14 protein-coding genes and 1 pseudogene are annotated in these 24340 nt (G+C 65.7%); 8 read left to right on the top strand and 7 right to left on the bottom strand.

Translation table 11 applies throughout. From position 1 onward, the window contains the following. Positions 1 to 2 precede the first annotated feature (2 nt). From ACVMB0_RS05730 to ACVMB0_RS05745, 4 genes and pseudogenes are all read left to right on the top strand, one after another. Positions 3 to 845 carry an IclR family transcriptional regulator gene (locus ACVMB0_RS05730; RefSeq protein WP_461345582.1) on the top strand — a complete coding sequence of 281 codons (843 nt, stop codon included), beginning with the start codon at positions 3 to 5 and terminating at the stop codon, positions 843 to 845. A gap of 230 nt (positions 846 to 1075) precedes the next feature. Next, a complete protein-coding gene (locus ACVMB0_RS05735) occupies positions 1076 to 2143 on the top strand; it encodes an acyl-CoA dehydrogenase family protein (RefSeq protein ID WP_461345583.1) in 1068 nt (355 codons plus the stop codon). 30 nt (positions 2144 to 2173) lie between these two features. After that, entirely contained in the window at positions 2174 to 3334 is a 1161-nt protein-coding gene (locus ACVMB0_RS05740) for an acyl-CoA dehydrogenase family protein (protein WP_461345584.1), read from the top strand. 17 nt (positions 3335 to 3351) lie between these two features. Beyond that, positions 3352 to 4153: pseudogene (locus tag ACVMB0_RS05745) on the top strand (enoyl-CoA hydratase/isomerase family protein). Between the two features lie 124 nt (positions 4154 to 4277). Here ACVMB0_RS05745 and ACVMB0_RS05750 read toward each other — a convergent pair. The 5 genes from ACVMB0_RS05750 to ACVMB0_RS05770 form a co-directional block, all read right to left on the bottom strand. After that, positions 4278 to 6392, bottom strand: coding sequence for an acetate--CoA ligase family protein (locus ACVMB0_RS05750; protein WP_461345585.1), 2115 nt, complete (start codon positions 6390 to 6392; stop codon positions 4278 to 4280). Between the two features lie 271 nt (positions 6393 to 6663). Continuing rightward, positions 6664 to 7419 carry a VOC family protein gene (locus tag ACVMB0_RS05755; protein WP_461349601.1) on the bottom strand — a complete coding sequence of 252 codons (756 nt, stop codon included), beginning with the start codon at positions 7417 to 7419 and terminating at the stop codon, positions 6664 to 6666. A gap of 15 nt (positions 7420 to 7434) precedes the next feature. Beyond that, positions 7435 to 8229, bottom strand: a complete 795-nt coding sequence (locus ACVMB0_RS05760) for an enoyl-CoA hydratase (RefSeq protein WP_456751755.1) — start codon at positions 8227 to 8229, stop codon at positions 7435 to 7437. Positions 8230 to 8367: 138 nt separating this feature from the next. Continuing rightward, on the bottom strand, positions 8368 to 9573 hold the full coding sequence (locus tag ACVMB0_RS05765) for an ABC transporter substrate-binding protein (RefSeq protein ID WP_461345586.1): 1206 nt from the start codon (positions 9571 to 9573) through the stop codon (positions 8368 to 8370). Between the two features lie 133 nt (positions 9574 to 9706). Beyond that, entirely contained in the window at positions 9707 to 17197 is a 7491-nt protein-coding gene (locus tag ACVMB0_RS05770; protein ID WP_461345587.1) for an Ig-like domain-containing protein, read from the bottom strand. A gap of 472 nt (positions 17198 to 17669) precedes the next feature. Between ACVMB0_RS05770 and ACVMB0_RS05775 the strand changes: the two genes are divergently transcribed. Both ACVMB0_RS05775 and ACVMB0_RS05780 read left to right on the top strand, forming a co-directional pair. Then, the gene (locus ACVMB0_RS05775; protein ID WP_461345588.1) at positions 17670 to 18413 is read left to right on the top strand and encodes a thermonuclease family protein; all 744 of its coding nucleotides are present in this window, start codon (positions 17670 to 17672) and stop codon (positions 18411 to 18413) included. 57 nt (positions 18414 to 18470) lie between these two features. Then, on the top strand, positions 18471 to 19961 hold the full coding sequence (locus ACVMB0_RS05780; protein WP_456756390.1) for a M48 family metalloprotease: 1491 nt from the start codon (positions 18471 to 18473) through the stop codon (positions 19959 to 19961). A gap of 117 nt (positions 19962 to 20078) precedes the next feature. On the opposite strand, the gene ACVMB0_RS05785 is transcribed toward ACVMB0_RS05780, so the two are convergent. Then, positions 20079 to 20480 (bottom strand): c-type cytochrome, encoded by a 402-nt coding sequence (locus ACVMB0_RS05785; protein ID WP_461345589.1) that lies wholly within the window; start codon positions 20478 to 20480, stop codon positions 20079 to 20081. A gap of 220 nt (positions 20481 to 20700) precedes the next feature. Between ACVMB0_RS05785 and ACVMB0_RS05790 the strand changes: the two genes are divergently transcribed. Next, the gene (locus tag ACVMB0_RS05790; protein ID WP_461345590.1) at positions 20701 to 21510 is read left to right on the top strand and encodes a transporter; all 810 of its coding nucleotides are present in this window, start codon (positions 20701 to 20703) and stop codon (positions 21508 to 21510) included. A gap of 125 nt (positions 21511 to 21635) precedes the next feature. On the opposite strand, the gene ACVMB0_RS05795 is transcribed toward ACVMB0_RS05790, so the two are convergent. Next, positions 21636 to 22928 (bottom strand): MFS transporter, encoded by a 1293-nt coding sequence (locus ACVMB0_RS05795; RefSeq protein ID WP_461345591.1) that lies wholly within the window; start codon positions 22926 to 22928, stop codon positions 21636 to 21638. 244 nt (positions 22929 to 23172) lie between these two features. On the opposite strand from ACVMB0_RS05795, the gene cyoA reads away from it, so the two are divergent. Continuing rightward, positions 23173 to 24339: a ubiquinol oxidase subunit II gene (gene cyoA, locus ACVMB0_RS05800; protein WP_461345592.1), complete on the top strand. Its 1167-nt coding sequence runs from the start codon at positions 23173 to 23175 to the stop codon at positions 24337 to 24339. Position 24340 lies beyond the last annotated feature (1 nt).

Below are 24340 nucleotides of genomic sequence, written 5' to 3' on the forward strand. Positions count from 1 at the left end.
CGATGCCGGTGGCGAAGAAAGATGCAGCGACGACCGGCCCGGCAGCCGGCGCCCGGTCTTTCGATTTTCCCGGCGATACCTCGCGCGACCTGCCGAAGATGGACAATGCGGTCAAGTCGGCGCGGCGCGTGTTCGACGTGCTCGAATTCTTCGAGGAGCACCAGCGCGCCGCCTCCGCCATCGAGGTCGCCGCCGCGCTGAAATTCCCGCAATCCAGCACCTCGGCGCTGATGCGGACCATGACCGCGTTCGGCTATCTGCACTACGACACCAGCCGCCGCACCTATATCCCGACGCCGCGGATCTCGATGCTGGGGCACTGGCTGAGCCCGGCGCTGTTCACCAGGGGGCGCCTGGTCAATTTGATGGAGGAGCTCTCCGCGCGGACCGGCGAGACCATCATGCTCGCGGTGCGTAACGGGCTCAGCGCGCAATATGTCCATATCATTCAGGCCAAGCTGCCGATGCGGCTCTATGTCAAGGCCGGAACGCTGCGGCCGCTGGCACGCTCCGCGTCGGGTTACGCGCTGCTGTCGGCCTACCCGGACAAGGAGGTCCGCCGCCTGGTGCGCCTGATCAACGCCAACGAGACCCGGCCGGACCGGCAGGTCGACATCAAGGCCCTCATGCTCGAGCTGAAGAAGGTCCGCGCCAAGGGGCATGCCTTCTCGCTCGGCCTGGTCACGCCGGGCGCCGGCGCCGTTGCCATGAACCTGCCGCCGATTGCTGAGTCGAACGAGCCGCTGGTGCTGTGCGTGGCCGGACTGAACGACGCGCTGGTCACCCAGGAGACCGAATTCGCCGACCTGATGCGGAAGGCGATCGAGTTTCATCTGGCGGACTGAACTGATGTCACCGACCGATTTACGATCGCGCGTGGCATACAAAACGAGGCGCGGCAAAGTTCACTCTGCGGAATTCATGTGCCGCGTCCGGCTTCATGCCGTCCGCGCAAGTGGCCCTGCGGGCAGCGCTTGTCACGGCTATGGCTTTTCCCCATCATTGAGCGCAAGACAACATCGCAAGCAGGGCACGGCCGAACGGCCGGCCCGAGCCAATCAACACGAGGAACGCTGTGGCGGAGAGTGAGAACATCGTCGCCGAGACCGCGGAAAAGATTTTCGCCGATCTCGCGGATGCCCAAACCATCAATCACGACAAGCAGGGCGCATGGAAAGCGCCGCTGTGGCAGGCGCTGACCGAAGCCGGCCTGCCGCTGTCCTGGGTGCCCGACGATCTCGGCGGTTCCGGTGCCAGTCTCGCCGAAGGTTTCAGCGTCCTCAATGTCGCCGGACGACATGCGATCGCTGTTCCGCTGGCCGAAACGATGCTGGCCGGCTGGCTGCTGATGCAGGGAAAGATCGCATCTCCCGAAGGCGAGATGACGGTCGTCCCGGCGAGCCCGAAGGACCGCGTCACGGTTGGCGCCGACGGCTCGCTCTCCGGCCGTGCCCGCGGCGTGCCGTTCGCGAAGGACGCAAAGCATTTCGCGGTGCTGGCTGGTGGCAATGGTGGCGTGTCGATTGCGCTGGTCGATGCTGCGAAGTGCCGGATCGAATCCGGGATCGGCCTTGGCGGCGATCACAACGACACCGTCACGCTCGACAAGGTGCAGCCGGTCACCACCAAGCCCGCGCCCGAGGGTTTTGACCAGACCACGCTGATGCTGATGGGCGGCGTGGTGCGCAGCCTGCAGATCGCGGGCGCGCTGGAAGCGATGCTCGACATCTCCGTGCGCTACTCCAACGAGCGCGTCGCCTTCGAGAAGAAGATCTCGAAATTCCAGGCGGTGCAGCACAACCTCGCGCGCCTCGCCGGCGAAAACGCCGCGGCGCTGGCCGCCGCGACCTCGGCGGCGGATACCATCGTCAACGCGACCTCGCTCACTACCGACGCGGTGTTCCTCGAGGCGGCGTCGGCAAAAATCCGCTGCTCGGAAGCCGCCGAGAAGGGCAGCGGCATCGCGCACCAGGTGCATGGCGCGATCGGCTTCACCATCGAGCACATCCTGCACCGCTACTCGCTGCGCGCATTGGCATGGCGCGACGATTTCGGCTCGGAGAGCTACTGGGCGGTCGAGCTCGGCAAGCTCGTCGCCGAACGTGGCGCCGATGAATTGTGGCCGCTGGTGGCTTCGCGCTGAGATCAGGCAGAAAGATTAGGACTGGACATCATGACCGCAGCCCTTCGTTTCGATCCGATCCGCCTGCCGGAGAAATGCGAGCAGCTCCGCAAGGAGGTGCGCGCCTTCCTCGCCGAGGAAATCGCCGCCGGCACCTTCGATCCCCATGCACCGAACCGCGAGGACAATGACGCGCCGGAATTCTCCCGCCGCGTCGGCGCCAAGGGCTGGCTCGGCATGACCTGGCCGAAGAAATATGGCGGCCAGGAACGCTCATTTCTCGAGCGCTACGTCGTCACCGAGGAGATGCGGGTGGCCAACGCGCCGACCCGCCGCTTCTTCGTCGCCGACCGCCAGAGCGGCCCGGTGCTGCTGAAATATGCGCCCGAGCACATCAAGATGGACATCCTGCCGCGGATCTGCCGCGGCGAGGTCTGCTTCGCCATCGGCATGAGCGAGCCGAACTCCGGCTCCGATCTGTTCGCGGCGAAGACCCGCGCCACCAAGACCGAGGGCGGTTATCTGATCAACGGCACCAAGATCTGGACCTCGTCGGCGCACATCGCCGACTACATGATCGCGATCTTTCGCACCTCGCCGCCGACCAAGGAAAACCGCCGCCACGGCCTGACCCAGTTCCTGGTCAAGATGAAGCAGCCGGGCATCCAGGTGAACCCGATCGGCCAGATCACCGGCCAGTTCGAATTCAACGAGGTGGTGTTCACCGACTACTTCGTGCCCGACGATCACGTGCTGGGCGAAGTCGACGGCGCCTGGAAACAGGCGACATCAGAGCTTGCGTATGAGCGGAGTGGCCCCGAGCGCTTCCTCGAAACCTATTACGTGCTCACCGAGTTGGTGCGCGCGGTCGGCAAGAACCCGGACACCCGCAGCGCCGAGGGCATCGGCCGGCTGGTGGCGCAGGTGCACACCATGCGCCGCATGTCGGTGTCGGTTGCGGGCATGTTGCAGGCCGGCAAGGAGCCGGTGGTGGAAGCCTCGATCGTCAAGGACATCGGCACGGTGTGGGAGCAACAGCTGCCGCATCGGGTGCGCGATCTCGCGGCGTTCGTCGAGGAGACCGCGACCAACCGCGAGACGCTGGAGAAGCAGCTCGATTTCGCCATCAAGACCGCACCCAAGCTGACGATCCAGGGCGGCACCACCGAGGTGCTGCGCGGCATCATCGCCCGCGGGCTCGGCTTGCGCTAATTCAACGAGGACAGATCATGACCAAGTACACTGATATCGGCGTCGAGACCCACGGCCATGTCGGCCTGATCGAAATCCGTAAACCCCCGCTGAACTTCTTCGACGTCGCGCTGATCAACCAGATCGCCGACGCGCTGGAGGAGTTCGACAACAATATCGAGATCCGCGCCTCGGTGCTCGCAGCCCAGGGCAAGGCGTTCTGCGCCGGCGCCAATTTCGGCGATCCCGCCCGCCAGGAGCAGGAAGAGCGCGCCAAGTCTGATCCGGCCTCCAATCTGCCGATCAACCATCTCTACGTTCAGGCGGTGCGCATCTTCCGCAACAAGAAGCCGATCGTCGCGGCGATCCATGGCGCCGCGATCGGCGGCGGCCTTGGGCTTGCGGTCTCCGCCGACTTCCGCGTCGCCTGCCCCGAGGCCCGCTTCTCCGCCAACTTCACCAAGCTCGGCTTCCATCCGGGCTTCGGCCTCACCACGACGCTGCCGGAGCTGATCGGCAAGAACAATGCCGAGCTGATGTTCTACACCAGCCGGCCGCGTCACCGGCGAGGAAGCTTATCGCTGGGGTCTCGCCAACGTGCTGGTGCCGCAGGACCAGGTGCGGGCTGAAGCGATGAAGCTCGCGCAGGAGATCGCCGAATGCTCGCCGCTCGGCCTGGTCTCGACCCGCGCCACCATGCGCGCCGGCCTCGCCGACCGCGTGCTCGCCGCGACCAACCATGAGCTCGCCGAGCAGACCAAGCTGCGCGCCACCGAAGACTTCAAGGAAGGCGTCAAGGCCACCGCCGAGCGCCGCGTCGCCAACTTCAAGGGGCGGTGAGCGCCGAGCGGCACTCTCTCCACGGGTCGTCCCGGCGAAGGCCGGGACCCAACCACTGAACTGAGTTGTAAGGAACGCCGACGCCGCTTGTGTCTCTTTCGTCGGCCGCGGCGTATGGGTCCCGCTATCCCCTCGGCACCACCAGCGCGTCGGCGATGGTCACGCCCTGCCCCTCGGGATGCACCAGCACCGGATTGAGCTCGATCTCGGCGATCTGGTTCGCATGCTGCGCTGCCAGCACTGAAATCTGCGAGATAAACCGCGCCAGCGCTGCGACATCCGCCTTTGGCGCACCGCGGAAACCGTGCAGCAGCGGCGCGGCCTTCAGCGTCTCCAGCATCGCGGTCGCCTCGGCCCCGCTCACCGGCGCCGGGCGATAGACCACATCCCTGAACAGCTCGGTGGTGATGCCGCCGAGCCCCACCATCACCATCGGTCCGAAGGTGGCATCCGTCATGGTGCCGACGATGATCTCGACGCCCCTCTTCGCCATCGGCCCGACCAGCACGCCCTGGATCGCAGCGTCCGGCCGCCGCCTCTGCACGCTCTCCAGCATGTCGCGATAGGCCGTGAACGCCGCGCCCTTGGCTGAGATGTTGACGCGGACGCCGCCGACCTCGCTCTTGTGCGCGATGTCAGGCGATTGGATCTTCATGACAAGTGGAAACCCGGCCCGCTCGATCGCGGCATCGAGCCCGTCGCGATCGGTCACCAGCACCTCGTCCGGCAACGCGATCCCCGCCGCGCGCAGCAGCGACTTGCTGTCATATTCGGAGAACGTCTTCGCTGCGAGATGCGCGGAGAGATCGCGCGCTTGCGACGCAGATGCCGCCATCTCGGGCGCGGGCTTGAAGCCGGCATAATCAGCCAGCCGCCGCATCGCGACGCCGACATGGGTCAGGCCCGACAGCACCACCACGCCCGATTTCGCCAGCTCCTGTCGCGCAAACGACGACGGCAGCGTATAGGAGTAGAACACCACCGGCTTGTGCTGCGCTGATATCACCGGCTTCAGCTCTTCTTCCTTGAACGGCATCCGCGTCTCGCTCGACAGCGACAGCACGACCAAGGTCGCGTCGACCTCGTCGGAAGCGTTGAACAGTTCGATGCTCTTCTGCAGGCCGCCGGAGGAGACGCCCTGCGCGGTCACGTCGACCGGATTGCCCGCCGCGCCATAGGACGGCATCCATTGCTTGATCTGGCTCTGGATCTCGGCCGACAGCTCCGGCACGCGCAGGCCCTGCATCGAGACGGTATCGGCGCCCCAGATGCCCGCTCCGCCGGACACCGTCAGCACCGCGACGCGGTCGCCTTTCGGCAACGGATTGGTGGTGAGGACGGCGGCAATCGTCACCGCCTCGTCGAGGTCGTTGGAGACGATGAAGCCGTATTTCGCGAACACCGCATCATAGGCCGCCGACCAGCCCGCCATGCTCGCGGTGTGCGAGGCCGCGGCGCGCTCGCCGGCGCCGGAGCGGCCCACTTTAGTTACGATGACGGGCTTCCTGAGCTCTGCCGCGCGCTTCGCCGCCGCCAGGAACTTGTCGACGTCGCGGATGCCCTCGATGAACAGCAGGATCACGTCGGTCGAGGCATCCTGCACCATGTAGTCGAGGAACTCGCCGGCACCGAGATCGCTTTCATTGCCGGCGCTGACCACATAGCTGAGCGCGACGCCGAGCGCCTTGGCGCGATGATAGATCGCAAAGCCGATGCCGCCGCTCTGCGCGACGATGCCGATCCGCCGCTGGCTTGCGACCAGGCCGGGCGCATCCGGCTTGACGTCGACGGTCGGGCTGAAGGTCGCGGCGACCTTCTGCACCTGGCTGTAGAAACCTTCGGCGTTCGGACCGGAGATCCGCATCCCCGTCCGCTTCGCGAGCGCGACGATGGCATCCTGCATCGCTGCGCTGTCGCCGCCCTCCTCGGCAAAGCCCGAGGAGATGATGACCGCGTTCTTGACGCCGGCGGCCGCGCACTGCTCCAGCGCCGGCAGCACCGCACGCGCAGGGATCACGATGACCGCGAGATCGATCGGCGCACCGATCTCGGCGACCGACTTGAAGCATCTCAGCCCGTCGATCTCGTCATAGTTCGGATTGATCGGATAGAGCCCGCCCGGATAGCCGTTCTTGCGCAGCATTGCGAGCAGCCGCCCTGGAATCTTCTCGTGATCGCGCGAGGCGCCGATCAGCGCGATGCTTTTGGGCGCGAAGAAGGAATCGAGTGGATGCGGCATGGGGCGTTCCGTTGTTGTTATTATGAGCCACGATATTGAATAGCGGCCATTCGCTCAATCTTTCCCCGTCATCCTGAGGAGCGCGTAGCGCGTCTCGAAGGATGAACGGCCCGGGCGGTGGCCGTCGATCCTTCGAGACGCCGCTTCGCGGCTCCTCAGGATGACGGATTAGGGAACGCGTAACCCGGATGGAGCGCAACGCAATCCGGGGACGGCTTATCCGACCACAGCGTAAACCCGGATTTCGCTTCGCTACATCCGGGCTACGAAACTACGCAATCAGGCGAAAGTTCACACCGCACAGAAAGAACTCATCGTCCTTCACCTCGCAGCCCCTGGCCTTCGCGGCATCCAGCACCTTGGCCTTGTCGGCGACCTTGAACGTCAGGCCGCTCATGATCTCGTCAGCCCCCTTGACGAAGCGGAAGGTGGCATTCGGCAGCTTCACCACGGTACCGTCGGCGGGAATGCCCACGATCCTGCCCCAATGCGCCGCCAACCCTTCGGGGTCGGGGCTCTGCATCTCGACCTCGGTCAACGCCAACGTCGTGTCCTTGCGGATCGACTTCTGCCAGTCCGGGCCGGCCGGCGGATATGGCCCCAGCACGTTATCGCTGCCGTCGGTGTGGTTGAACTCGATGAAGGCGGCGCGGCAGTCGCGCGGATGCAGCTGCACGCCGTGATACGGCGCATGCGTGATCACGTTCGCGGTGCGCACGCCCATCGCATTGGCCTTGGCGCCGCGCGCGTCGGGGTCTTCGCAAGCGAAGATCGCCATGTAGCCGCCGCGTCCGCCCGTCTTCTCGATGAAGCGGCCGGCCGCGGTGCCCGGCCCCGGCTGGAACGGCGCGACCACTTCGAGCAGGATCGTATCGACCGGCAGCAGCGCGTTCTCGAGGCCGTATTTGGCGACGTTACCGTCGCGGTAGCAGACATCGAGGCCCATGATCGCAGAGATATCCGCGATCACGGGCGCGAGCTGCGGCGCCACCAGGCAGATCTGCCGCAACCGCATGTACTCGGCCATGTGATTGGTCACGGCTTACTGACCCTGGAAGGTGGGCTTGCGCTTCTCGACGAAGGCCTTTGCCGCTTCCTTGTGGTCGGTGGTCTCGCCGGCACGGGTGTGGTGGATCGCCTCGCCGTCGAAGCAGGCCTCCAGCGTCATGGTCTCGGCATTGTTGATGTTGCGCTTGATGTAGCCGAGCGCCACCGACGGGCCCTGCGCCAGCGAGCGCGCGAGCTCCAGCGCTTCGGCCTCGATATCGGCATCGGGCACCACCTTGGAGACCATGCCGAGATTGTAGGCCTCCTGCGCCGACAGCACCGGCGACATCATGTAGAGCTCGCGCGCCTTGGCGCTGCCGAGCATCTTGGTGAGGAAATAGGTGCCGCCGTAGTCGCCGGAGAAGCCGACCTTGGCGAAGGCGGTGGTGATCTTGCAGGACGCGCTGGCGACGCGCAGATCGCAGGACAGCGCGATCGAGAGCCCGGCGCCGGCCGCAGCACCATCGAGCTGCGCCACCACCGGCTTCGGCATCGTGTGCAGGATCCGCGAGACCTCCATGCCGCGGCGCAGATTGGCCATCTTGGCTTCGAACGGCAGCGGCGCACGGCCTGCCGCCATCGACTTGACGTCGCCGCCGACGCAGAAGGTGCCGCCGGCGCCGCGGATCAGCACCGCCCGCACCTCGGTATCGTCCTGCGCGCGACGCGCGGCCTCCACGAGCCCCTGCGTCATGTCGGGATTGAGCGCATTGCGCCGATCCGGGCGGTTCATGGTGATAGTGAGCAGGCCCTGTTCGAGGGATTGGAGAACCATCTGATTGTCGCTCATGGCGTTTTGCCTTTCGTTGTTTGTTGGTTGTTCCCCGTCGTTCCGGGATGGTGCGCTAGCACCAGACCCGGAACCTCGAGATCCCGGGTTCGATGCTAACGCATCGCCCCGGGATGACTGAGTGACTTCGTCACTCCGTCACTTCTTCACCAGCGGGCAGCGCGACTCCGACAGCGGCTGGAACGCCTGGTCGCCCGGCACGGTCGCGAGCAGCTTGTAGTCGTCCCAGCGACCCTTCGACTCCGAGGGCTTCTTGACCTCGAACAGATACATGTCATGCACCATGCGGCCGTCTTCACGAATCTTGCCGTTCTTGGCGAACATGTCGTTGATCGGGGTCTCCCTCATCACCTTCATGACGGCGGCGGCATCAGTGGTGCCGGCGGCCTTCACTGCCTGCAAATAATGCAGCACGGAGGAGTAGACGCCGGCCTGGGCCGAAGTCGGCACCCGCTTGGTCCGCTCCATGAAGCGCTTGGTGAACGCACGGGTGTCGTCATTGAGGTCCCAGTAAAACGCCTCCGCAAGCAGCAGGCCCTGCGCGGTCTCGAGCCCCACACTGTCGATGTCGGTGACGAAAGCCAACAGCGGCGAGATCTTCTGGCCGCCCTTGGTGATGCCGAACTCAGCGCCCTGCTTGATCGCGTTGATGGTGTCGCCGCCGGCATTGGCAAGGCCGATCACCTTGGCTTTCGAGGCCTGTGCCTGCAACAGGAACGACGAGAAATCGGAGGTGTTAATCGGATGCCGGACGCTGCCGAGCACCTTGCCGCCCGACTTCACCACGACATTGCTGGTGTCCTTTTCCAGGTCCTGGCCGAAGGCGTAGTCGGCGGTGAGGAAGAACCAGGTGTCAAGACCGGATTTGACCGCGGCAAGGCCGGTCACATTGGCCTGCGCGAAGGTGTCGAACACGTAGTGCACGGTATAGGGACCGCAGGCCTCGTTGGAGAGACGGATCGAGCCCGGACCGTTGAACATGATGATCTTGCCACGCGCCTTGGCGATCTCGCCGGCGGCAAGCGCGGTCGCCGATGCCGCGACGTCGAAGATCATCTCGACACCCTGGTTGTCGATCATGTCGCGGGCGATATTGGCGGCGAGGTCGGCCTTGTTGAGATGGTCGCCGACCACGATCTCGATCTTGCGGCCGAGCACCGTGCCGCCGAAATCCTCCGCCGCCATCTTGGCCGCGGTCTCGCTGCCCGTACCAGTGATGTCGGCATAGAGGCTCGACATGTCGAGGATGCCGCCGAGCTTCAGCGGAGGCTTGTCCTGCGCCAGCGACGCATTCGCCGAGATCGCAAACACACAGGCCAACACGCCGGCCAAAACTCGTCTCATTCATACCCTCCCTGGAGATGCGGACCTCATTGCATCAGGTCCGTTTCGAGGGCGGGATCATGCCGCATGGCCCGCAGTGCAGCAAGCCGCAGCGGCAGTAATCTGTTTTCCGCTAGCCGGAATGACGCCTCGATCAGAGATGGAAGTCAGGCACGGTCTGATATGGCGTGCCAGCCGGCAGCCCGAGGAACAGGTACTGCATGCCATAGTGCCCGGCGAACGCCGTGGCGGTCTCGTCCATGATGACATGGCCACCGAGATCGAGATGCAGTTCCGGCCGCGTGATCGACCCGAGCGTATAGGCCGGCACTGTCGTCTCGTTGATGTGCAACGCATCGAACGCCGCCGACACGGCTGACAGCGACGCCGCATTGCCGGCGAGGTCGACCACGCTGGCGCCATTGGCGGCGAAGCCGGTCACCGCCAGCGATGACGCGCGATCGGTCGACGACACGATGTGATCGAATACCAGCTTCGAGGGATCGCCGAGCAGCGTCGTGGCCGCGGCATCGTAGATCGCGCTGCCGCCGTCGTTCAGCGTCAGTGTCGGCGTGCCGCTGATCACGCGAACCGCCTCGCTGAAGCCGACCGTCAGTTGCACCAGCGCGCCCGGAGACGCAACGCCGCCGGAGGGCGTGGCGGTGATCCCGGTCAGATGGGGCGCAGTCGTGTCGAGGGTGAAGGTCAGGCTGGACGACGCGCTGACATTGCCGGCGGCATCGACCTCCTGCACCGTCACGGAATGCACGCCATCGGTCGTGAACACCGGCGCCACCGTCGAGAATCCCGACGCGCCGTCGGCCTTGAAGCGCAGCGTGTCGGCAGCATCGGCCTTGTAATAGTCGATCAGCGGATTGCTGGTGATGCGATCGGCACCCGAGACGCCGGTGTCCTGATGCAGAAATAGCGCCGGTACCAAGGGCGCCTTGGTGTCGCCGCTGAAATTGACCGAGCTGCTTGCCGCACCGGCATTGCCGGCGACGTCGGTGTAGCTCGCGCCGGCGACCGACAGGTTTGCCGACAGATAGTTGGTGACATGGGGCGTGAAGATCGCGGTGTAGATATCCTGGCCTGCGCCGTTGAGGCCGACATGAACAAGGTTGCCCATGAAGCCGCCGTGCACGGTGATGTCGCCGAGCCCGAAGCCCGCGACGGCTTCGGAGAAGGTGAACGTCATCAGCGCCGTGTCGCCCGCGTGCAGCACAGTGTGATTGGCCGCCACCGACACCGTCGGCGCATGCGTGTCGCCGCCGATGGTGGCGGTGTTACCAGCCGCACCGGTATTGCCGGCATCGTCGGCATAGCTCGAGGCCGTGACCCGGATCGAGCCCGCCAGCACATCGGTGATATCAGGCGTGAACAGCGCGGTGTAGACGTCCTGGCCCGACACATTGAGCCCGACATGGACCAGGTTGCTCAGGGCACCGCCGGCGACGACGGTATCGCCGATGGCGAAGCCCGCGACATGTTCGGAGAAGGTGAAGGTGACCACCGACGTCTGCCCGGCCAGCACCGTGCTCGGGCTCGCGGCAACCGACACCGTCGGCGCCTTGGTATCGCCGATGAAATTGACGATGTTGCTCGCTGCACCGGCGTTGCCGGCGACGTCGGTATAGCTTGACGCCGTGACCTGCACCGAGCCCGCCTCGGTGTTGCTTTCATCCGGCGTGAAGGCTGCGGTGTAGATGTCCTGGCCCGACGCGTTGATGCCGACATGGACGAGATGGCCGAGCGTCCCGCCATGCACCGTGACGTCACCGAGCGCGAAGCTCGCGACCTCTTCGGAGAAGGTGAATGTCACCAGCGCGGCCTGGCCCGCCAGCAGCGCGCTACGGTCGGCCGCGATCGAGACCGTCGGCGCCAGCGTATCGCCGCCGATCGTGGCGGTGTTACCAGCCGCTCCGGCGTTGCCGGACAGATCGGCATAGCTCCACGCATTGACCTTCACCGAACCGGTCTCGGTGTCGCTGACATCGGGCGTGAAGGTCGCGGTGTAGACATCCCCGCCGGCACCATTGAGCCCGACGTGGACCAAATTGCTCAGCGCGCCGCCATGCACGGTGGTGTCGCCCAGGGCGAAGCCGGACACCGCCTCCGAGAAGGTGAAGGTTGCGACCGAGAGGTCGCCGGCCAGCACCGCGTCGGGATTGAGCGAGACGGAGACGGTCGGCGCCTTGGTATCGCCGGTGAAATTGATCGTGTTGCTGATACCGCCGGCATTGCCGGCCGTGTCGCTGTAGCTCGATGCGTTGACCTTGACCGATCCGGCCTCGATGTTGGTGACATCGGGCGTGAAGGTCGCGGTGTAGATGTCCTGACCGATGCCGTTGACGCCGATATGGACAAGATTACCCAGCGCGCCGCCGCTGACGCTGACATCGCCGAGCGCGAAGCCCGCGACCGCTTCGGAGAAGGTGAAGGTCACCACTGCGGTCTGGCCGGCGAGCAGCGCGCTATGATCTGCCGAAACCGACACCGTCGGCGCCCTGGTATCGCCGGTGAAATTGACCGTGTTGCTCGACGACCCGGAATTGCCGGCGACGTCGCTATAGCTTGAGGCGTTGACCTGCACCGAACCCGCTTCGGTGTTGGTCACGTCAGGTGTGAACGTCGCAGTGTAAACGTCGTGGCCGGAGCCATCGACGCCGACATGGATGAGATTATCAAGCGTGCCGCCGCTGACGCTGACGTCGCCCAGCCCGAAACCGGTGACGGCCTCGGAGAAGCTGAAAGTCACGACCGCAGTATCGCCGGCCGCGAGCGTGCTGTGATCGGCAGTGACCGACACCGTCGGCGCCTTGGTGTCGCCTGAGAAATTGATCGCACTGCTGGCCGCGCCGGCGTTTCCAGCCGCGTCCGTATAGCTAGCCGCGTTGACCTGCACCGAACCCACCTCGGAATTGGTCACGTCAGGCGTAAAGGTCGCGGTGTAGATGTCCTGGTGCGCGGCGTTGAGGCCGACATGGATAAGGTTATCAAGCGTGCCGCCGCTCACCGTCGTGTCCGCAAGCGCGAAGCCCGTGACCGCCTCGGAGAAGGTGAAGGTGACGATCGAACTCTGCCCGGCCAGCAGCGACGTCGAGCTTGCCGCGACCGATACCGTCGGCGCGACCCCGTCGATCACCAGATGCAGATCGGTCGCCGCATGGGTGACGTCGGCGTCCTGGCCGCCGGGATCCTTGATCGTGCCGCCGTTGAGCGACAGGCTCTGCACCTGAAGATCAGAGCTGCTGTCGCCGTCCTGCACCGTGTAGCTGAACACGAGTGCCTGCGAGCCGCTGCCGCTGACATAGGTCGCGGCCTTGCCGTCGCTGAGCAGCAGTTCCGGCGCACCGGTCACGGTCACCGCATTGCTGAAATTGACCGTGATGGTCACCACCTTGCCGGTATTGAGCAGCGTCAGGTGACCGGTCGTGTCCGCGGTCAGCGAAGCAATGCTGGCCTGCGACCTGATCTCGAGGTGCGGCGTGGCCGAACCATCCGAGGCGAGGCTCAGCGAGCCGAAGGTGGCGCCCGCGCCGAAACCCAGATGCAGCGAGGCGAGCGTGCTGCCGCTGCCGCTCTTCACCGTCAATATGCCGTTCGCATAGGCCAGCGTCGCCGTCGCGTCATAGGCGAGATTGCTGAAATCGATGGTATCGCCGCCCGCAAAGCCGGTGATCGACGTGCCGAACGAGGTGCCGGAGAATGCCGCGGCATCGAGCACGAGCTTCTCGGTAGAGCCGCCGGTGAAGGCAATCGCGCCGGTACCCGCCGCACCGCTCGCTGCGAGCTCGAGGATCGAGCCCTTAATGACGGTGCCGCCCGAATAGGTGTTGTGCGCGGACAGCACGAGCCGTCCACCGCCGGTCACTTCCACGTCGCCCGGCGTCGCGCCGTCCGAGATGATGCCGCTCTGGGTGACGGTCTGGCCGGCCGCGACGTTGAAGACCGGATCACCGGCGACGGTGATGTTGCGGGTCTGCGTAAAACCGTCGGTGAAGCTGATGCCGGTGCCGTCGCCGAGCTTCAGCACATTGGTCACCGCGCCGAGATTGACGTTGGCGGAGATCGATACCCGTGTGCCGGCGCCGCTGAGCGTGGTGTTGCCGGTGTAGGTGTTGTTGCCGCCGAGGATGACGGTGCCGCCGCCACTGATCACGAGACCGCCGACGCCCGCATTGGCGCCGGTGCCGCCATTGCCGCTCTGGTCCGCGATATCGTTGGCGACCGTCAGCGTCTGGCCGCTGGCCGGTGCGAAGCTGAGATTGTTGGTGCCCTGGATGAAGATGCCTGAGCCGTATGCCGATCCGCTGGCCTGGCCGGCACCATTGGTGCCGCCCTTGACCGCGTTGAAGCCGGAATCGTTCGAGAGCGAGCCGCCCTTGATGGTCAGCGAGCCGCCTTGCTGAACGAAGACGGTGCCACCAGCGCCAAGGCCGCCACCGCCACCCGCCGTGCCACCACCGCCGCCGAAGCCACCGAGCCCGCTGACGCCACCACCGCCGCCGAAGCCGCCATTGCCGCCATAGCCGCCGCCACCACCGAAGCCACCATTGCCGAACGCCCCGCCGCCACCGCCGTAGCCACCATTGCCGCCGTCGATTGCGTTGCCGCCGCCGACGCCACCGCCGGTACCGTGCGCGCGGTTGTTGTTGCCGAGGAAGCCACCCGCGCCGCCGCCGCCGCCATTGGCGCCGCCCGTTCCGCCATACCAGTAAAGCATGGTCCCGCCTCCGAACGGGATCAGGTAGCCGTCGACGCCTTTGCCGCCCCCCGCGGCGCCGGGAACGATCCCAGCGGCCCCGTTCTGGAATGCAGCGGAGTTCGCACCCTGCGCGTGAAGGCCGATGCCGCCACCGCTGCTGTTGCCGCCCCGGCCGCCCATGCCGCCACCACCGCCGAAGCCGTCGAGGTTGGCGTTGCTCGCGGTGCTGCCGGTTCCGCCATTGCCGCCGATCGCGGCACTGTTGTGAAACACGACATTGTCGAGCGTGGCGCTGCCGTTCGCCGAGACGAACAGCGCACCGCCGAGCCCGGCGCCACCGCCGCCGCCGCCCTGGATGACGCCGCCGCCGGCCGCCACCGTGTTCTGGATGGTCAGGTTCTCGAGATTGACGTTGCCGGCATAAACGAAGAACCCGCGCTGGGCGTTGAGGCCGTCAATCGTGTAAGCGCCGCCGTGACCATCGCTTCCGTTGATGGTGACGCTCGACCCGCTCAAGAGATTGAGCGCGTACAGCTCCGACGAGAGGCTGAAGCTGGCGGTGATGTTGATGGTGTAGTTGGCATTCGGCGCGGCGTTCTGGCCGCCGGAATCCATCTGCAGGATGGCTGCGTTGAGCTCGGTGACGTTCGAGACATTGAAGACGCGCGTCGACACAAGCTGCACGATCGTGCCGCCATTCGCATCCTGCGAAAGCTGGAAGCGGGCGCCGCCGTCGAGCCCGTTCACCGTCAACGTATCCGTCACCGTGCCGTTCGAGACCGTGAGGACGTTGCCGGAAAGGCTGACGGTGTTGAGCGAGGTGTTCTGGGTGTTGTAGTGCAGCCCGGTCAGGTCGATGGACTGGCCGGGATTGAAGTTGGAGATGCTATTGGTGAACGCGTTGCCGGTCAGCGCGGCATCGTCGATCTTCAGCGTGCTGGCGAGTCCTGTCGTGAACGAGATAGTGCCGGTGCCGGCTGCGCCGGCCGTGGTCAGCCATACCGTGCCGGAATAGATCGTCGTGCTGCCATAGCTGTTGGCATGGCTGAGCACGAATGTGCCGCCGCCGTCGATTCCGAGATTGCCGCCGCCACTGATCAGGGCGGTATCGGTGACGGTCGCGCCGGTCCCGACCGTCAAAACCGAGTTGCCGCCGACCACGATCGCGTCGTCAAAGGTTCCGCCCGTCGTCAACCCGAGGTGCCCGCCGCTCAGGTTGAGCGTCCCGGTCAGCCCTGCGAGCTGGCCGAGCCCGAGTTGCAACGTGCCGGCACCCGACAGCGTGAACGTGCCGGAGCCGCTGATCGCGCCGGCGTCGGCAATCGTGCCGGACGAGATGTCGAAGGTGCCGCCATTGGCGGTGACCTGGATGTCGTGCGTGAAGCTGTAGCCGCCGGTCGTGGTCAGCGTGCCGCCGTTGAGGATCAGTGCGCCGGCCGATCCGCCGATATTGTTGTCGGCGGTGATCGAGAGCGTATTGCCGGCATCGATCTGGGTGCCGCCGACATAGCTGTTGGCGCCGGTCAGCGTCAGCGTGCCGCCGCCGGAAATCTGCAACTTGCCGGTCGTGCCGGCACCGCTGATTCCCTTCTCGTCCGCAATCGTGTCCGCGATCGTCAGCGTGGTGACGGTCTGCAGTCCCTCGAAGACCGTGGAAACGGTGTGCGTCGGCGTGACGACCATCGTGCCCTGGATGAAGATGTCGCCATAGGCCGAGCCGCTGCTCGCGCCATTCGCGCCAGTGCCGCCGGTCTCGGTGGCACCGGACAGGGTGCCGCCGATCACGGTCAGCTTGCCGCCTTGCTGGACGAAGATATCGCCGCCGGCGCCGAGGCCGCCGCCACCGCCGCCGGCGAGCGAGCCATTGCCCGCGCCGAAGCCGCCGCTGCCGGGCGTGCCGTTCGACCCGCCGCCGCCACCGCCGAAGCCGCCATTGCCGCCGGTGTGCGCGTAGCCGCTGCCATTGCCGGATCCGCCGCCACCGCCGGCGAACCCGCCATTGCCGCCGCCATAAATGCCGCCGCCGCCACCGCCACCGACGCCACCTGCACCGCCGAAGCCGATCAGCGTGCCCGAAGGGCCGCCGCCGACCGAGTTGCCGCCACCGATGCCTCCGCCGCCGCCGCCGACGCCGCCGGCACCACCGCCACCATTTGCGCCGCCGGAGGCATGCGCGCCGTAGCCGATGCCGCCATAATTGTCGGCGCTCTGTCCGCCGCCTGGACCGACGACGGTCGCCGGCGTGCCGCTCGAGCCCTGCGCGCCTGTTGAAGGATGCTGGCTATCAGAGCCGGCTTCGCTGTAACCGTTCGCGCCGTTGCCGTGGTCGCCATAATAGTCGTGACCGCCGAAACCGCCGCCACCGCCGCCGCCGCCATTGCCACTGCCGCCGTCGGCACCGATGCCGCCGCCACCGCCACCGCCACCGGCAGGATCGACCGCACCGCCATCGCCGCCCTTCGCGGTGTTACTGCCGAAATTGACATTGTCGAGCGTGACGTCGGCGTTCTGCCCGACGAACAGGCCGCCGCCGAGGCCTGCACCGCCGCCGCCACCGCCGACCCCGCCATTGCCGCCGCTCGCAACCGCATTGACGATGGTGAGATTCTTGAACGTCACCTTGCCTGAGGTGACGACAAAGCCCTGATAGCCGCGCGCGTCGATGACGTCGCTGTAGTCCTGCCCGCCGAGCTGATTATTGTAGTCGGAGTTGCCGTCGAAGGTGAGCGTCGAACCGTTCATCAGGTTGATGGCCGGCAGATCGTCGAGCAGCTGCAATGTGCGCGCGCCTGACGAGAGCGAGAAGTTGATGACGTAATCGGTGTTCGCCGCAGCGAAGCCGCCGCCGACGCTGATCGCCGAGATCGCGTTGTAGAGCTGGGTGTAATCATGGAGGGGATCGCTGGTCGTCAGCGTGAGAACAACTGGGTTCGACACAAGGACCTCGGCAATAGGATTGAGCGATCGCAATCGATCGCTGTTTCTAAAAATTGCCGAATAGTTATCGTGCGCCGCAAATCATTGGCAATAATAACGAATTCTCATTCCGCGCACGGAGTTGAGATGGTCAATGGGTAAGGTTGACGGGCGCGCGGACCGCGTCGCGCGCGATTGGATGGCCATTTTCGTCACGGCAAGGGACATGCGAGGTGTGTTTGTCCCGTCGCGGCCACGCATCGATGTGAAACCAGCGGCGCGTGCATGCGCGCGATGAGAAGCGCTCGGAAAATTTGTTCGCTGAATCAAGGTGCCCAACGGGTGTCGTTTCGCTTGTGGCTCCGCGACGATCTTTCCGTCAGACTGCCTCTGTTGGCGGCCGCCGCTCGGAACGGAGCGCGCCGGAGTGAAGAGTGCAAGCATGACGCCTCCACATATTCGAGCATGGCAACGCCGTCCGCGGACGGTGACGATGACAGCATGCGCGCTCGCAATCGTCGCATGCATCGAACCTGCCGAAGCGGCCGGATGCAATTTCGAGATTCAAGGCGAAGGGCGCGTCGCCGTCGTGGTCGATGCACGCAGCTTCCGGCTCGACGACGGCCGTGAGGTCCGGCTTGCCGGCATCGAGGTGGCGGACAGGACGAACGCCATGGCAGCGCTGTCGGCACGGCTGGTCGGCCGCGAGGTGACGCTGCGCGGGCAGGACGACACGCCGGACCGCTACGGCCGGCAGCCGGCCTACGCCTTCGTCGAAGGTGAGGGGCTGCCCGTGCAGACCGAACTGCTGCGTCAGGGCCTCGCGCTGGTGTCGCCCGAGGTCGCCGACAAGGACTGCGCCGCGGCGCTGATGGCGGCGGAGGGCGAGGCACGGGTGGCCCGATCGGGAACCTGGGCCGAGGCCAGTGTCATAAAAAACGCCGAAAGTCCGGACGATATTTTGGCCGGGATCGGGCGTTTTATGGTGGTCGAGGGCAGGGTTTTGTCGGTGCGCCAGGCCGGGGCGACGACCTACCTGAATTTCGGCCGAAACTGGACTCGGGACTTTGCTCTGACTATTTCAAGGCGCATAGTCCCTGCGTTCGAGGCGGCCGGGCTTGCGCCCAAGTCTCTGGAAAATCGTAGGATTCGTGTACGAGGCTGGGTGGAAGCACGACGTGGGCCGCGAATCGAACTGCTCCGGGTGGGGCAGATTGAAGTGCTCGGCGGGAACTAGGGGGCCTTTGGCCACACCCCGGCCGACTCACGGGACAATTTGCGAGTTTTGGACGTGATGGTGCGCGCAGGACGGCGTGAAAATGGGACTGGCCGCCGGCTTTCGGCTGCGCCGGTGCTCGTCTGCGCCGCCCTGACGCTGTCGGCCTGCGGCAATGTCGGCCGATTCGAGCAGGTCACCCCGACTGCGGCGGCGGCGCCGGTGAAGCCGAACCGGGTGGTGCAGCAGACGCCCAACAGCGAGCGCGAGCATGAGCGCATCCTGTCGTCCTATGGCGGCGCCTATGACGACCCGAAGCTCGAGGCGCTGATCAGCAAGACCGTCGAGCGGCTGGTCGCCGCTTCCGAGCGGCCCGACCAGGCCTACAAGGTGACGATCCTCAACTCCGGCGCGGTCAACGCCTTCGCGCTGCCGACCGGCCAGCTCTACGTCACGCGCGGCCTGATCGCGCTCGCCAGCGACACCTCGGAGCTCTCCTCGGTGCTGAGCCACGAGATGGCGCATGTGCTGGCCAAGCACGCCGCGATGCGCGAGGACCAGGCGCGCCAGGCGGCGGTGGTGACGCGCGTCGTCACCGACATGAGCACCGATCCCGATCTCACGGCGCTTGCGCTCGCCAAGACCAAGCTGACACTGGCGAGCTTCTCGCGGCAGCAGGAGTTCGAGGCCGACGGCATCGGCGTCGGCATCGCCGCCCGCGCGCATTTCGATCCCTACGGCGCGGCGCGTTTCCTGACCGCGATGGAGCGCAATGCCGCGCTCAAGATCGGCAAGACCGCGCTCGATCCGCGCGCGCAGGATTTCACCTCGTCGCATCCGGCGACGCCGGAGCGCATCAACAATGCGCAGACCACCGCGCGGCAATATTCATCGCCGGAGAGCAACGATCGCGACCGCGAGACCTATCTCGCCGCGATCGACAACATCGTCTACGGCGAGGATCCCAGCGAAGGCTTCGTCCGCGGCCGCCGCTTCCTGCATCCGAAGCTCGGCTTCACCTTCACCGCGCCCGATAATTTCACGCTCGACAACACCGCGCAGGCGGTGATCGGCGTGCGCGAAGGCGGCAGCCAGGCGATGCGCTTCGACGTGGTGCGGGTGCCGGCCGAGCAGTCGCTCGGCGACTATCTGAATTCCGGCTGGATGGAGGGCGTCGAGAAGTCCTCGACCGAGGACCTCACCATCAACGGCTTTCCGGCGGCATCGGCCACCGCGCATGGCGACCAGTGGCAGTTCAAGGTCTATGCGCTGCGCTTCGGCAGCGACGTCTATCGCTTCATCTTCGCCGCCAAGCAGAAATCCACCGAGAGCGAGCGCAACGCGCGCGAGACCGTCAATTCATTCCGTCGCCTGACGCTCGACGAGATCCAGGCCGCGCGCCCGCTGCGCATCAAGGTGATCAACGTGCAGCCCGGCGACACCGTGGAATCGCTGTCGCACCGCATGGCCGGCGTCGATCATCCGGCCGAGCGCTTCCGCGTGCTCAATGGCCTCGACGCCCACGCCCAGGTCAAACCGCGCGACCGCGTCAAGATCGTGGTGGATTGATCGTCTCCCGGGAAACGTAGCCCGTAGCCCGGATGAAGCGCAGCGCAATCCGGGGACGTGCGTCCGCGAAGAGAAGATCCCGGATTACGCTGCGCTCCATCCGGGCTACAAGCAACCTTACTTCGCCCTCTCCTTGAGGAAGGCGATGATGTCGGCGCGATCCCTGGGATCCTGAACCTCGTAGAACATCTTGGTGCCCGGGACCATCGCGTCCGGACCGGTCAGCCATTTGTCGAGATTCTCCTCGGTCCACACGATCTTCGAATTCTTCAGTGCCGGCGAATAATTATAGCCCGCGACCGAACCGGCGAGGCGGCCCACCACGCCCTTGTGCATCGGGCCGACGTCGTTCTTCTCGATCGAATGGCAATCGCCGCAGCCCTGGTACAGCGTGGCGCCGCGTGCCGGATCGCCCGCCGCGCGGGCGCTGTTCAGCGCGAGCAGGATCGCGATAGCCGCCATCGCGGCGATTTTGGCCTGCCGCGGCGCCAGCGCGCCGGCGATCGAACGAATGCTCATTCCGGGTCTCCTGTTTGCCACCACAACAGGAGCCGCCGCGCTGCCATTCTATTCCCTGCCGCCCGGCCGTCATTGCACTGGACGCCGGCCGCTGGGATCGCCGACAATCATGCCTCGTGTTGAAGTTTTTTGCCGCCCCCGCGGAATAATTGCGCGGCCCCGTCGATCTTGATTGCGGCTGCCACCTCCGCAGCCGCGCCGCGCTATTGGAGCATCCCCAGTGTTTCAGACCAGGTTCGGCGCCGTCGCTCGACTTGCCGAACTCGGGTGCGTGCTTGCTGCGCTCACACTCGCAGCAGCCACCGCCGCGCGCGCGGACGGCTGTCCCAAACCGAGCGACGAAATTGCGACCGACCGGCCCGACGTCACCAATTCCAGTATCGTCGTGCCGGTCGGGAGCCTGCAGAACGAGAACGGCGTCAATCTGACCGGCCGCGACGGTGGCCGCAGCATCGACGGCAGCAACAGCCGCTGGCGGCTCGGGATTGCGCCCTGCCTCGAAGTACTGGTCGACCTGCCGAGCTATGTCGGCACGCTGAAATCGCCGGGCGCCTCCGGCTTCTCCGACATCGCGCCAGGAATCAAATGGCAGATCAGCCCGGTGCCCGGGAAGATCGACCTCTCGATCACCGCCGGCGTCGCGTTGCCGACCGGTGCTGCGGCCATCGCCGGCCACGGCGCGCAGCCCTACATCCAGCTGCCATGGTCATGGGAGCTGCACGACGGCTGGGGCGTCAGCGGCATGTTCACGGAATTCTTCCGTCCGGCCGAACTGACCGGCCAGCACATGTCGGAGGCGACGTTCGTGATCGAGAAGAAACTGACCGAGCGGATCAGCGTGTTCACCGAATATGTCGGCGACTATCCCGACGGCGCGCGGCCGACCCAGCTGGTCAATTCCGGCGGCATGTACCGGCTCACGCCGACCCAGCAGCTCGACCTTCACGTCGCGTTCGGGCTCAACCGCAACTCGCCGAACTACGTTGTCGGCTTAGGCTATTCGTTTCGCGTCGATGGATTATTCCGCTAGCCTGAGATTCGTAGCCCGGATGGAGCGCAGCGCAATCCGGGGGCAGAACTGTCCGCGGTCAAGGTGGCCCCGGATTTCGCTTCGCTCCATCCGGGCTACAAGACGAGGGAAACTGCGCCAGCAGTCTAATTCACTTCCGCTTCGCGCAGGCCGCTGAGCCACAGCGCCAGCAGCGTCCACACCGCCCCCGACAACAGGTACGCGCCGGCCGAGATCAGGCCGAAATGCGTCGCCAGCAACAGCGCGGCGAGCGGCGCGAAGCCGGCGCCGAACAGCCAGGCGAAATCCGAGGTGAGCGCGGAAGCCGTGTAGCGATAGTTGCGCGCGAAGTTCGAGGCGATCGCGCCCGACGACTGGCCGAACGACAGGCCGAGCAGCACGAAGCCGAGCACCATGTAGACGGTCTCACCGAACGCGCCGGCGTCGAGCAGCTGCGGGGCAAAGCCGCTATAGACCGCGATCGCGACCGCCGAGCCCAGCAGCAGCGGCTTGCGCCCGACGCGATCGGCGATCATGCCGGAGGCGACGATCGCCGCGACGCCGACCATGGCGCCGATCATCTCGATGATCAGGAAGCGCACCGGGCTTTCCTTGGTGAACAGGAACACCCAGGACAGCGGAAACACCGTGACCATGTGAAACAGGGCGAAGCTCGCCAGCGGCGCGAACGCGCCGAGCAGGATGTTGCGGCCTTCCTGCGCGACGGTCTCGCCGACCCGCGCCGGCTCGAGGTCGCGGCTTTCGAACAGTTCGGAATATTCATCGGTCGCCACCATGCGCAGCCGCGCGAACAGCGCCACCACGTTGATGGCGAAGGCGACGAAGAACGGATAGCGCCAGCCCCAATCGAAGAAATCATCCGCCGACAGGTTGCCGGCGAAAAACGCGAACAGCGCGCTCGCCACGATCAGCCCGAGCGGCGCGCCGAGTTGCGGCACCATCGCGTACCAGCCGCGCTTGTTCGCCGGCGAATTCATCGCGAGCAGCGAGGCGAGGCCGTCCCACGCGCCGCCCCAGGCGATGCCCTGCAGGACGCGCGCGGCGGCGAGCAGCCAGATCGCCGCAACGCCGATCGTATCGTAGCCGGGCAGGAAGGCGAGCGCGACCGTCGCGGTGCCGAGCAGGAACAGCGCGGTGACGAGCTTGGCGCCCTTGCCGTGGCGGCGGTCGACCGCCATGAAGATCACGGTGCCGAGCGGCCGCGCGGCGAAGGCCAGCGCGAAGATGCCGAAGGAATAGAGCGTGCCGGTCAATTCATTGGCGAACGGGAACACCAGCTTCGGGAATACGATCACCGAGGCGATCGCGTAGACGAAGAAGTCGAAGAACTCCGAGGTCCGTCCGATGATGACGCCGATGGCGATTTCGCCGGGTTTCGCCTGCCCGTGACCTGATGCGGTCGGGGTGCCGTGAGCCATTGCTGGGGCCTGTGCCATCGCCGGAAAACCGTCCTTTGGAGCCTGATCCGGGAAACCGAAGACCGGTTTTCCGAACCAATCATGCTCGAACAAAATGAGGCCACGGGCAGACGTTGCCACGCGGTCCACCTCACCTTCTGACGGTCTATCCCGCAGTGCAACATTGGACAAATTGTCCAATGTCAACTTTGCTGCATCGCAGCTACCCCTTGGCCGAACTCATAAAATTCAAGTGGGGTGAGCCGTGCGCGCCTTGAAATTATTGGCCTTATTGCCGTTCGCGGCGCTGCTGGGCGGGTGCGATTTCGTCGTCCTGGCTCCTGCCGGCGACATCGCCGCCCAGCAGCGCGACCTCGTCGTGATCTCCACCGTCCTGATGCTGATCATCGTGCTTCCGGTGATGGCGCTGACCGTGTTCTTCGCCTGGCGCTACCGCCAGTCCAACAGCCAGGCGCCCTACGAGCCGGACTGGGATCACTCCACCCAACTCGAGCTGGTGATCTGGTCGGCACCGCTGCTGATCATCATCTGCCTCGGTGCGCTGACCTGGATGGGCACCCATCTGCTCGATCCCTACCGCTCGCTCGGCCGCATCGCCGCCGACAAGCCGATCGAGAGCAAGGACGCCCCGCTCAATGTCGAGGTGGTCGCGCTCGACTGGAAGTGGCTGTTCATCTACCCGGATTACGGCGTCGCCGCCGTCAACGAGCTCGCGGCTCCGGTCGATCGCCCGATCCGCTTCCGCATCACGGCCTCCTCCGTGATGAACTCGTTCTACATCCCAGCCCTCGCCGGCCAGATCTACGCCATGCCGGGGATGGAGACCAAGCTGCACGCGGTCGCCAACAAGCCCGGCACCTTCCGCGGCTTCTCGGCCAATTACAGCGGTGCCGGCTTCTCCGGCATGCATTTCGATTTCAAGAGCCTGTCGAACGCCGATTTCGACAAGTGGATCGCGACCGCCAAGGCCAGCGCCAACATGCTCGGCCGCACCGATTATCTCCAGCTCGAACGTCCGAGCGAGAACGATCCGGTCCGGCTCTATCGCTCGGTCGATCGCGATCTCTACAAGGCGATCCTCAACATGTGCGTCGAGCCTGGCAAGATGTGCATGAGCGAGATGATGGCGATCGACGCCAAGGGCGGCTTGGGACGCGAAGGCTTCAACAACACGCTGCCGCTGACTTACGACAAATACGCCCGCCGCGGCGCGCCGCTCGGCTCCGAGCCGACCTTCGTCGCCGGCATCTGCTCGATGGACGAGATCAAGGATGCGCCGTCGCGCGAGGTCACCGCGCCGCTCGATCTGACGCCGCTGCGCGGCTTCGGGCTGCAGCGCCCGCCGTTCTCGCCGGCTCACCCGTCATCGACATCCCTGCTGCTCGGCCAGCGTCCGAAATCAGAGTCCTGAG

Source organism: Bradyrhizobium sp. USDA 4451, assembly GCF_054822585.1.

What these genes read in the sequence shown, in the direction of transcription:
- ACVMB0_RS05765 (WP_461345586.1), bottom strand. Translation starts at nt 9,573, where the DNA reads ATGAGACGAGTTTTGGCCGGCGTGTTGGCCTGTGTGTTTGCGATCTCG.
- ACVMB0_RS05785 (WP_461345589.1), bottom strand. Translation starts at nt 20,480, where the DNA reads ATGAGCATTCGTTCGATCGCCGGCGCGCTGGCGCCGCGGCAGGCCAAA.
- ACVMB0_RS05740 (WP_461345584.1), top strand. Translation starts at nt 2,174, where the DNA reads ATGACCGCAGCCCTTCGTTTCGATCCGATCCGCCTGCCGGAGAAATGC.
- ACVMB0_RS05795 (WP_461345591.1), bottom strand. Translation starts at nt 22,928, where the DNA reads ATGGCTCACGGCACCCCGACCGCATCAGGTCACGGGCAGGCGAAACCC.
- ACVMB0_RS05760 (WP_456751755.1), bottom strand. Translation starts at nt 8,229, where the DNA reads ATGAGCGACAATCAGATGGTTCTCCAATCCCTCGAACAGGGCCTGCTC.
- ACVMB0_RS05750 (WP_461345585.1), bottom strand. Translation starts at nt 6,392, where the DNA reads ATGCCGCATCCACTCGATTCCTTCTTCGCGCCCAAAAGCATCGCGCTG.
- ACVMB0_RS05780 (WP_456756390.1), top strand. Translation starts at nt 18,471, where the DNA reads ATGGTGCGCGCAGGACGGCGTGAAAATGGGACTGGCCGCCGGCTTTCG.
- ACVMB0_RS05730 (WP_461345582.1), top strand. Translation starts at nt 3, where the DNA reads ATGCCGGTGGCGAAGAAAGATGCAGCGACGACCGGCCCGGCAGCCGGC.
- ACVMB0_RS05775 (WP_461345588.1), top strand. Translation starts at nt 17,670, where the DNA reads ATGACAGCATGCGCGCTCGCAATCGTCGCATGCATCGAACCTGCCGAA.
- ACVMB0_RS05755 (WP_461349601.1), bottom strand. Translation starts at nt 7,419, where the DNA reads ATGGCCGAGTACATGCGGTTGCGGCAGATCTGCCTGGTGGCGCCGCAG.